The 9373-nt window shown below is 65.4% G+C and carries 9 protein-coding genes; 2 read left to right on the top strand and 7 right to left on the bottom strand.

Annotated elements, in window-relative coordinates; translation table 11 throughout:
• Nucleotide 1 precedes the first annotated feature (1 nt).
• Nucleotides 2-1390 (bottom strand): NADP-specific glutamate dehydrogenase, encoded by a 1389-nt coding sequence (gdhA, locus tag VFQ05_03035; GenBank protein HET9325725.1) that lies wholly within the window; start codon nt 1388-1390, stop codon nt 2-4.
• A gap of 94 nt (nt 1391-1484) precedes the next feature.
• Nucleotides 1485-2219 (bottom strand): alpha/beta hydrolase, encoded by a 735-nt coding sequence (locus VFQ05_03030; GenBank protein HET9325724.1) that lies wholly within the window; start codon nt 2217-2219, stop codon nt 1485-1487.
• 321 nt (nt 2220-2540) lie between these two features.
• On the opposite strand from VFQ05_03030, the gene VFQ05_03025 reads away from it, so the two are divergent.
• Nucleotides 2541-4307 carry an OPT family oligopeptide transporter gene (locus VFQ05_03025; protein ID HET9325723.1) on the top strand — a complete coding sequence of 589 codons (1767 nt, stop codon included), beginning with the start codon at nt 2541-2543 and terminating at the stop codon, nt 4305-4307.
• Nucleotides 4308-4405: 98 nt separating this feature from the next.
• Nucleotides 4406-5503 (top strand): hypothetical protein, encoded by a 1098-nt coding sequence (locus VFQ05_03020; GenBank protein HET9325722.1) that lies wholly within the window; start codon nt 4406-4408, stop codon nt 5501-5503.
• Here the strand turns inward: VFQ05_03020 and VFQ05_03015 are convergent.
• The 5 genes from VFQ05_03015 to VFQ05_02995 form a co-directional block, all read right to left on the bottom strand.
• Nucleotides 5500-6885 carry a DEAD/DEAH box helicase gene (locus VFQ05_03015; GenBank protein ID HET9325721.1) on the bottom strand — a complete coding sequence of 462 codons (1386 nt, stop codon included), beginning with the start codon at nt 6883-6885 and terminating at the stop codon, nt 5500-5502. The two genes, VFQ05_03020 and VFQ05_03015, sit on opposite strands and share 4 nt — an antisense overlap.
• A gap of 10 nt (nt 6886-6895) precedes the next feature.
• Nucleotides 6896-7510: a hypothetical protein gene (locus VFQ05_03010; GenBank protein ID HET9325720.1), complete on the bottom strand. Its 615-nt coding sequence runs from the start codon at nt 7508-7510 to the stop codon at nt 6896-6898.
• A 68-nt stretch (nt 7511-7578) separates the two neighbouring features.
• Complete coding sequence (locus VFQ05_03005) at nt 7579-7779, bottom strand: cold-shock protein (protein HET9325719.1); 201 nt, start codon at nt 7777-7779, stop codon at nt 7579-7581.
• Between the two features lie 591 nt (nt 7780-8370).
• On the bottom strand, nt 8371-8592 hold the full coding sequence (locus VFQ05_03000) for a hypothetical protein (GenBank protein ID HET9325718.1): 222 nt from the start codon (nt 8590-8592) through the stop codon (nt 8371-8373).
• A 41-nt stretch (nt 8593-8633) separates the two neighbouring features.
• The coding region (locus VFQ05_02995; GenBank protein ID HET9325717.1) for an FtsX-like permease family protein at nt 8634-9373 on the bottom strand (740 nt) is incomplete at its 5' end.

Raw genomic sequence — 9373 nt, 5'->3', positions numbered from 1 at the left:
GCTAGACCAGTCCCTGGTCCATCATCGCGTCGGCCACCTTGAGGAAGCCCGCGATGTTGGCGCCGTTCACCAGATTTCCCGGCGTGCCGTAGCGCTCCGCGGTTTCGAACGCGGCCTTGTGGATCAAGACCATGATCTGGTGCAGACGGTGGTCCACCTCGTCACGCGTCCACGACATGCGCATGCTGTTCTGCGACATCTCGAGCCCCGAGGTGGCGACCCCGCCCGCATTGGCCGCCTTGCCCGGACCGAAGAGCACGCCTTTCTCGATGAGCATGTGAGCCGCCTCGAGCGTGCACGGCATATTGGCGCCTTCGGCGACCGCGATGACTCCATTCTTCACCATGTTGGCGGCGTCGCGCGCGTTGATCTCGTTCTGGGTCGCGCTCGGGAATGCGCAATCGGCCGGGACGTCCCACAGCGGATTCGCATCCTGCATGGGATCGGTGGCAACGTAGCGCGCCCCCTTCCACTTGTCGGCGTAATCCCGAATGCGCCCACGGCGCACGTTCTTGTGGTCCATGACCCATGCGAGCTTGTCACGGTCGATTCCGTCCGGGTCGTGAATGAAGCCGTTCGAGTCCGAGAGCGTGACGGACCTGGCGCCCAGATCGAGCAGCTTCTCGACCGTGTACTGCGACACGTTTCCGCTGCCCGAGACCAGGCACACCTTCCCCTCGAAGGACTCGCCGCGGCTCTTGAGCATCTCCTGGGCGAAGTAGACGCAGCCATAGCCGGTCGCCTCGGGCCGGATCAGCGAGCCGCCCCAGTGGAGGCCCTTGCCGGTGAGCACCCCGGTGAATTCGTTGGCAAGGCGCTTGTACTGCCCGAACAGGAAGCCGATCTCGCGCCCACCCACGCCGATGTCGCCGGCCGGAACGTCGGTGTTCGGTCCGATGTGGCGCCACAACTCGGTCATGAAGCTCTGGCAGAACTTCATCACCTCCTGGTCGCTCTTCCCCTTGGGATCGAAGTCCGAGCCACCTTTGCCCCCGCCCATCGGCAGCGTGGTGAGCGAGTTCTTGAACACCTGCTCGAACGCCAGGAACTTGAGGATGCCCAGATTCACCGAAGGGTGGAATCGCAGTCCCCCTTTATAGGGACCGATGGCGCTGTTCATCTCGATGCGGAATCCGCGATTGACCTGGATCTCGTTGCGATCGTCCATCCAGGGCACGCGGAACATGATCACGCGCTCCGGCTCCACGATGCGCTCCAGCATGCGGGCCGAGCGGTATTCGGGATGGCGGTCGAGCACGAGCGTCAGCGAATCCACCACCTCGTGCACCGCCTGATGGAACTCCACCTCGGACGGGTTCCTGGCCTTGACCAGGGCCATCAGAGCAGCCACGTATTCCGAGGTGCTTCCCGTCTTGGGCAGCGCGGCCATCATGTTGGGTCCGCTCATCGAAGACTCCTTTCGAGACACCTCGTACGGCATTGCCGTTCTCGGTCGTGCCGACCGTGGTACGGAAGCTTCGCCTTCATCGCGCCAGGAACTGGAGCACCTTGGCGTTCACGTCGTCGGGTTTCTCCTGGATGGCGCCGTGCGACGCTCCGGGAATGATCCACAGCTCGGCTTTGGGAATCGAGCGCGCCAGCGACTCCGTGTGGTCGCGGCGGACGATGTCGTTCTCGCCGGCGCAGATCAGGGCCTTCGCCTTGATCGAGCCCAGCTCCTTCGCGGTGAAACGTGGCTCGGTTCTCCACATGTGGAGCAGCTTGCCCATGGCCTCGTCGTACTGGCGCGGATCGGGCGCGAGCGCCATCCATCCGGCTCGGACATCGTTTCCCAGCGAAGCGACCGTCACCGTGTCCAGCCAGGCGCGGTCCTGAGGGCGCACGCCGTCCGGAGACGCGTTCGCTCCGAACGTCACCAGATGCTTCACGCGATCGCGATGATGGATCGCGAGATCGATCCCGCAGTTCCCTCCATCGCTCCATCCCATGACATCGAAGCGCTGGACGCCGAGCCGGTTCATGAGCGCGATCACGTCCTCGGCCATCGCGTGATAGCTGATCGGACCTTCGCGATCGGGAGTCCGGCCCTGGGCGCGCATGTCGGGAATGACCAATCGATACTGCTTCTCGAAGGCGGGGATCTGACGGATGAACTGGAGCCCATTGCCCAGCCCGCTGTGCAGCAGCACCAGGACCGGCCCCTTGCCACGCACCGCGTAGTACATGCGCATCCCGTTCACGTCCGCGTAGTCCGCCATGCTCGGCCCGGAAAACGCAGCCAGGATGCACGCGCCAAGGGCCGCCGCGGCCAGGGAACGAGGCCAGGCCGGGCGCCGGGACCCGCGAGGAGTGGACACCATGTCGCGAACTATAGCGCGGCCCCTGCCCGCGTCGCACGGAGCCCCGAGGCGTCGCAGGGAGTCCCGACCCGTCGCAGGGAGTCCGGCGCGCCGGGTCCGAGGGCCGCGTTGAACCGGACTCCCGGCGCGTCGCACCAAGGCCCGCGTTGAACGCGCCCCAGGCGCGCTTGTAGGCTTCGCCGGCTTCCACCTCCCTGCCGACCTACTCGAGGCCGCTCCATGAGCTCAGCCGAAAGCACCGCACCCGTCGACATCCTCCCTGTGAAGCCAGCCGACGCACGGGAGTTCACGCTGCGCTCGGTGCTGGTGGCCATCGTGGTGGCCGCCGTCATCGGCGGATCGTATCCCTACGTGGTGCTCAAGCTCGGCTTCGGGCCGAACATCTCGGTGGTCTCGGCCTTCTTCGGCTATCTCGCTCTCGGGATCCTGGCGCGCAACTTCCATCGGTGGGAGAACAACATCGTCCAGACCGCGGGAACCTCGGCGGGGCAAACCGCTTTCCTCTGCACGCTGATGGCGGCCTTCGACCTGCTGCGCATGGACCCGGCGGCTGGCTTCACCTACGTGCTCCAGCCACATCAGGCATTCCTGTGGCTTACGTGCTCCGGGGTCCTCGGCGTCCTGCTGAGCGTGCCCATGCGCAAGCACTTCGTCGTCGACGAGAAGCTCACCTTCGCCGACGGCGTGGCGGCGGCGGAGACGCTGGTGGTGCTCGACGGCAAGGGCGGCGAGTCCCGCGGCGCCGCGCGGTCGATGGCGATCGGATCGGTGCTCTCCGGGTTCCTAATGACGATCCGCGAGGACGCCCGGCTGCTCGGTCAGGTGTGGTACCGCCTGCCGGAGATGCTGCCGATCGGCGGTCTGGGCGCGAAGATGAACGTGGGCATGAGCTGGAGCTTGCTCTCGATCGGATCGGGGCTGCTCGTCGGCATGCGCATCAACACCAGCATGGTGATCGGTATGACGATCGCGTGGGTGATCGCCCCTCCGATCCTGGTGGACCAGGGCTTCGTGGCGAACCTGGTGCGCCGCGAAGTGCAGCTTTGGATCCTGTGGCCCGCCGTCGGCTGTCTGGTGGCCGGGGGCCTCACGACCCTGGCACTGCGCTGGAAAGTGCTGGTGAAGTCTTTCCGTGGCCTCACTGCGGCGACGGTCGGCGGCGAGTTCCCGTTGCGCTGGGTGATCTGGGGCTCGATCGCCAGCGCGGTCGCGCTCGCGCTGGTGCAGCGCTTCAGTCTTGGGATGCCCTTCGGCCTCACCGCGATCGCGATCGTGCTATCGATCCCGCTCATGCTGGTCGGCATCCGCGTGCTCGGGGAAACCAACTGGGGACCGATCAGCGCGCTCACCAACATGATGCAGGGCATCTTCGGCGCGGTCGCGCCCGGCTCCATGCTCCACAACCTCACCGCGAGCGGCGTGACCGGCTCGGTGGCTTCGCAGTCGGAAGGCCTGATGCAGGACTACAAGACCGGCCACCTGATCGGCAGCACGCCCCGCTTCCTCACTTATGCCCAGCTCATCGCCGTGCCGGTCGGCGCTGCCGCCGTCGCTTTCGTCTACCCGCTCCTGCGCGACACTTACGGGATCGGAGGAGACAACGGACTCCAATCGCCCATCTCGCAGCGCTTCGCCGGGCTTGCGCGCATTCTCTCGGCCGGTGTCCATGCGCTTCCTCCCGGAGCGGCGGTGGCGCTCCTCGTCGGCGTGACCATCGGGGTGCTACTGACGTTCCTGGAGAACGACCCTGGCCGCCGACGCTGGACGCCTTCACCCACCGGTATCGGCATTGGGATGCTGGTTCCCGGGAGCGCGGTGTTCACGATGTTCGTCGGGGGTCTCCTCGGCGAGCTGTGGCGGATGACCTCGCGGCAGTCTTACGAGCGGCACGTCACGCCCCTGGCCTCGGGATTCATCGCCGGAGAAGCGATCATCGCCGTGCTGATTCCGATTCTTGTGGTCATGGGACTGGTTCATTTGCACTGAAACCAGCGCGCATCCCGCTAATGATGTTGGCGTGAGAATTATCGTGTGATAGAAAGAGATGGTTAGCCCCTCGACGTCCAGCCCCCGTCGAGAGTTCCATGACGGGTTATTCGCTATCGCATCTGAGCAACTACGCCCTCGATCAAAGCCTGTCCACGCTCATCGCGAAGGAACGCGAGACCACAGCACTGCTCCTGGCTCACATCGCCGAGTTCCGCGCTCGAAGACTGTACGTTCCTGCCGGCTACTCTTCGATGCACGCGTACTGTGTCGGCAAGCTCCGCCTGTCCAAAGACGCCGCTCACAAGCGGCTCCAGGCCGCCGGCATCGCTCGGCGCTTCCCAACCGTGTTCCAGGCGGTCGCGGAAGGGCGGTTGCATCTCAGCGGACTCTGTCTGCTGGCGCCGTACCTGACCGAGGAGAATGCTCGCGAGCTGCTGCTGTCGGCCGAAGGAATGCCAACGAGCGAAATCGAACTCCTGATCGCGCGGCGCTTCCCACGATCCGAAGAGCTTCCGATGATCGAGTCCATCGCGACATCGGACCCGACGCCCACATCAGAGACGAGCCACGAAGGTCCCTCGATGGAATCGCAGGTCCCAGAAACGTCAAGCAAAACTGCCCCGCGGCAGTTTTTTGACATTTCTCTGCGTTCGCAGGTGAAGCCCATCGCCGCGCAGCGCTTCTCGCTCCACCTCACAATGAGCCAGGCCACGCGGGACAAGCTGAGTTACGCGCAAGATCTTCTCGGCCACGAAGTGGCCGCTGGCGATATCGAATCCGTCTTCGATCGCGCGCTCGACGTGCTTATTGCCAAGCTCGAGAAGCAGAAGTTTGCCGCGACGGACAAGCCTCGGGTGCCACAGTCGACGAATGGCAGGAACCCACGGTACATCCCCAATCATGTGAAGCGTGCCGTGTGGAAACGTGACGGCGCACAATGCACGTTCATCAGTGCCGATGGTCATCGCTGCTCGGAGCGCAAGGGGCTCGAGTTCGACCACATCGATCCCGTAGCCCTTGGCGGCGAGCCGACCACCGAGGGCATTCGCCTCCGATGTCGAGCTCACAATCAGTACGCTGCCGAGTGCGTATTCGGGAAGAGCTTCATGGAGGGCAAGCGGGAGGGCGCCAAGACCCTGGAGACAGCGACTGAAGGAATAACGGGAGGAATGACCGAAGGAGCGACCGGCTAAAGCCGTTTGCGACGCCGATCCCTGGACGTCTCTCGTCGCCGGCGCCGGCCGTGGCTCTCCGCCGACTCTCGAGCCGTGCTTGGCGTAGGCGAGCCCGCAGGCTTTGGTCGAGGACGATCGTCTCGTGGGCGTTCCCGTCGGCGTGCGCCGTTTCCGCTCGGCTGTGCGTGCCCGCGCCGATCCCCATCCTTCCCCTGCCTGTGGGGTCGTTCTCGGTGCCGGCGGGGCTCCGGCCGTCCTCCCTCGCGCTGAGGCGTCTGGTGGTAGTCGAAGTCGGGCACCATCACGCGTGGGATGGAACGGCCCAGGAAGCGCTCGATCGCGGCGACGTCCTTCTTCTCCTCGGGGCTCATCAGCGTGAACGCATCCCCCACGGCCTGCACACGGCCCGTGCGTCCGATGCGATGCACGTAGTCCTCGGGAGTGTGAGGCACGTCGAAGTTGATCACGTGTGAGATGTCGTCCACGTCGATCCCGCGCGAGGCGATGTCGGTGGCCACCAGAACCTGCACGCGACCACGTTTCAGGTCGGCGAGCGCTTTCTCCCGCTGACTCTGGCTGCGATCACCGTGCAGGGCTGCCACGCTGTGGCCACGGCGCTGGAGCGAGCGGGTGAGACGATCAGCGCCGCGCTTGGTGCGCGTGAAGACGATCGCGCTCGAGACTCCTTCGCCCAGCAGGACCTGGTCGAGCAGCTCGGTCTTCAGATGGCGGGACACCGGATAGATGGCCTGCGTGATTCCTGCCGCGGGCCGCGAAGGTGGGGCCAGATCGACGCGCTGGGGATGATGCAGGGCCTCGGTGGCCACCCGGTTCAGCTCGGGCGGCATGGTGGCGGAAAACATCAAGGTCTGGCGCCGCGTGGGCAGGAGCTTGAGGATGCGCCGCAAATCAGGAGCGAAGCCCATGTCCACCATGCGATCGGCCTCGTCGAGAACCAGCACCTCGATGTCCTCGAGGCTCACACTCTGCCGGCCGTGCAGGTCCAACAGCCGGCCGGGGGTCGCCACGAGCAGATCGACGCCCTCGTGCCGCAGCATGCGTTCCTGCGGACCGATCGGCACGCCGCCGAACACCACTCCGGCACGCACGGCAGTGAAGCGCGCGTAGTCGCGCGCGTTGGTCTCGACCTGCGCGGCCAGCTCCCGCGTTGGCACCAGCACCAGCGCGCGCAACGCGGGATTGCCCTTCATGAGGTGGGTGAGAATCGGCAGCACGAAGGCGGCGGTCTTGCCGGTCCCGGTCTGCGCGGCGCCGATCAGGTCGTGGCCGGCGAGGACGATGGGAATCGCCTTGAGCTGGATCGGAGTGGGGTCGGTGTAGCCGGCGGCCCGCACGCCTTTGACGATCGCGGGAGGCAGGCCCAGCCTGCTGAATGGCATGGCTTCGGCTCTAGTGAGGCAGTCGCCGGCTGTGCCGGCGCGCCAGGCGTCGGGCGCTCTCGGGGGTAACGGCCGGAACCGGGGTTTCGAGCTCCAGTGTCCCGAGCAGGAAGTCGGCGATCGGCAGCAGAACGTTCAGGTTCCGGTCCATGTGGACGTGATGAATGCGGTGGTGGCGCTTGAGGAACTGGAAGAAAGCCAGCCCTTCGATGAACGGGATCGAGGGCTTGTGCATCAGGTAGTGGAATCCCTCGTAGCCCGCATAGTAGACCCCGAACGTCGCAGCGACCGTGACCGTGATGGCGATCATGGGAAGGTCGAATCCGAGCCACCACTCCAGCGCGAATCCCACGACGGCCCACGGGAGGACGTTGAGCAGAATCAAGAAGGGTCCGCCCCACCACTGGAAGTGCAGCGCCTCGTGCTGCTCCTCTTCGGTGACGTGGAACGTGTCCTCGAACTTACAGAGCTGGTGGTGAACCAGCGTGTGCGCGGTGAAGACGTTCTTGGGCAGCCAAGGTCGATGAAGCCAGTAGCGGTGAAAGCACCACTCGAAGAAACTGGCATGGACCACCGCGACCACGAACACCGAGAGCGTGACCAAAAGCAACAGGTAGACGGGCAAAAGCCTCCCAGAAAAACCGGGGCGGCTTCTGTCGAGGCCGCCCCGGAGACGTGAAGATGTGGTTCGAGCTAGACCTTACGAACGTTGGCGGCTTGCAGCCCCTTGGGTCCGCGAGTGACGTCGAACTCGAGGGTCTCACCCTCGGCCAGCGTCTTGAACCCTTCGCCTTGAATCGCGGAGAAATGCACGAAAACGTCTTCGCCGTTCTCCTGGGAGATGAAGCCGAAACCCTTCGCTTCGTTGAACCACTTCACGGTGCCACGAGCCACTTGCGACTCCTTGCTGATGGGCAATCGCCCTGCGTATACGCCGCACCCGATCCGGGGACGGTCACCAACCGATCCTCGTGGACCGGTGACCTCGATCGCGAACATCGCCAACAAAAAACCGCCAAGTTGTCCCTGGCGGAATTGAACGTCGACGACATCCTACTCGACCGAAAGACGCGGAAGTATGCCCCGGGGGGTAGAGTACGGCAAGCGGAATATCCAAGTAACCCCGGGGCCTGCTTCCGGAATCGAGACCTGGCGCCAACTATTGAACCGTTCGCTGGATGGGCCTGGCCAAACCGACGCGGCCCGAGTGGGCACCAGCGCCGCCGAGGGGATCGATGCGGCCACCCGGTCCTTGGACACGACCAGGGTGGTCGCCTCTCCGTGCCGTAGAGGAACCGGCGCTGATCGTGTACTCGCCCGCGGCGTTTGGCGCCCGCAGGGTGTAAACGACCTTGGTCGACGCCACGACGACGGCGGCGAGCGCGGGCGACCAGCGCAGCAGGACGCAGCGGGGCCGATTGCGAGCGCGAACGTCGGGAGCCACGGCGCGAGTCTGGCGGTGCGTCTCGTGGGAACCCAGGTGTGCTATCGCGTCAGGGAATCGAGACTCGCGGCGCGCTCTTTCGCGTCGTCGGAACGCTCGAGCGCCTTTCCGACCGTGGCCGCCCCCGGTAGCGTGGAGCCCGCGATCACGCTGTCACGCTGCCGCTCCGTGAGCGGCTGGCGCGATCCGCTCGAGTTTCCGCAGGCGATCAAGCCAAGTCCGAGCGGGGCGATGGTCAACCAGCGAATCCACACCGGTCTCATGGATCGGTCATCGGCCAATTTCGGAGACCGCTGAAGCCCGGCTATTCGTAGCGCAGCGATTCGATGGGATCGAGCCGCGCCGCGCGGCGCGCGGGCCAGACGCCGAAGCCGATGCCCACGGCCCCCGAGAAGATCAAGGCCACGAGCACCGCCAGACCGTCGACCGAGGTCTGCCACTGGAAGAGCTGCTTGAGCAGCATGGCGGCGCCCCCGCCGACCAGAACCCCGACCACACCCCCCAGCAGGCAGAGCACCACGGCCTCGATCAGGAACTGGAGCAGGATGTTGCTCTGCGTGGCGCCGAGCGCCTTGCGCACGCCGATCTCTCGAGTCCGCTCGGTGACCGAGACCAGCATGATGTTCATGATCCCGATACCGCCGACGAGCAGGCTGACCGAGGCCACGCTCATCAGCAGCAGCGTCATGGTGCGCGCCATCTCCGTGCGCGTGGCCGCCATCTCCTCGAGCGTGCGCACGTTGAAGTCGTCCTCTTCGGGGTTGCTGATCCGGTGGCGCGCGCGCATCAGGCGCGTGATCTGGACCGCGGCCTCCTCGACCAGGTCCGAGCGCGCGGCGGAGACCGTGACGCGGTTGATGTGTGTCTGGCCCTGCAGTTTCTTCTGCACGGTCGTGTAGGGCGCCAGGATGAAGTCGTCCTGGTCGTCGCCGAACTGGCCCTGGCCCTTCGGGGCCAGGGTGCCCAGCACCCGGAACGGCAGGTTCTTGATGCGGATCACCTGGCCCACGGGGTCCTGGTCGGGGAACAGCGTGCGCGTGACTG

Source organism: Candidatus Eisenbacteria bacterium (assembly GCA_035712145.1).
Taxonomy (GTDB): domain Bacteria; phylum Eisenbacteria; class RBG-16-71-46; order RBG-16-71-46; family RBG-16-71-46; genus DASTBI01.
Note: the sequence above shows the minus strand (reverse complement) of the source record. Positions and strands in the feature narration are given on the sequence as shown.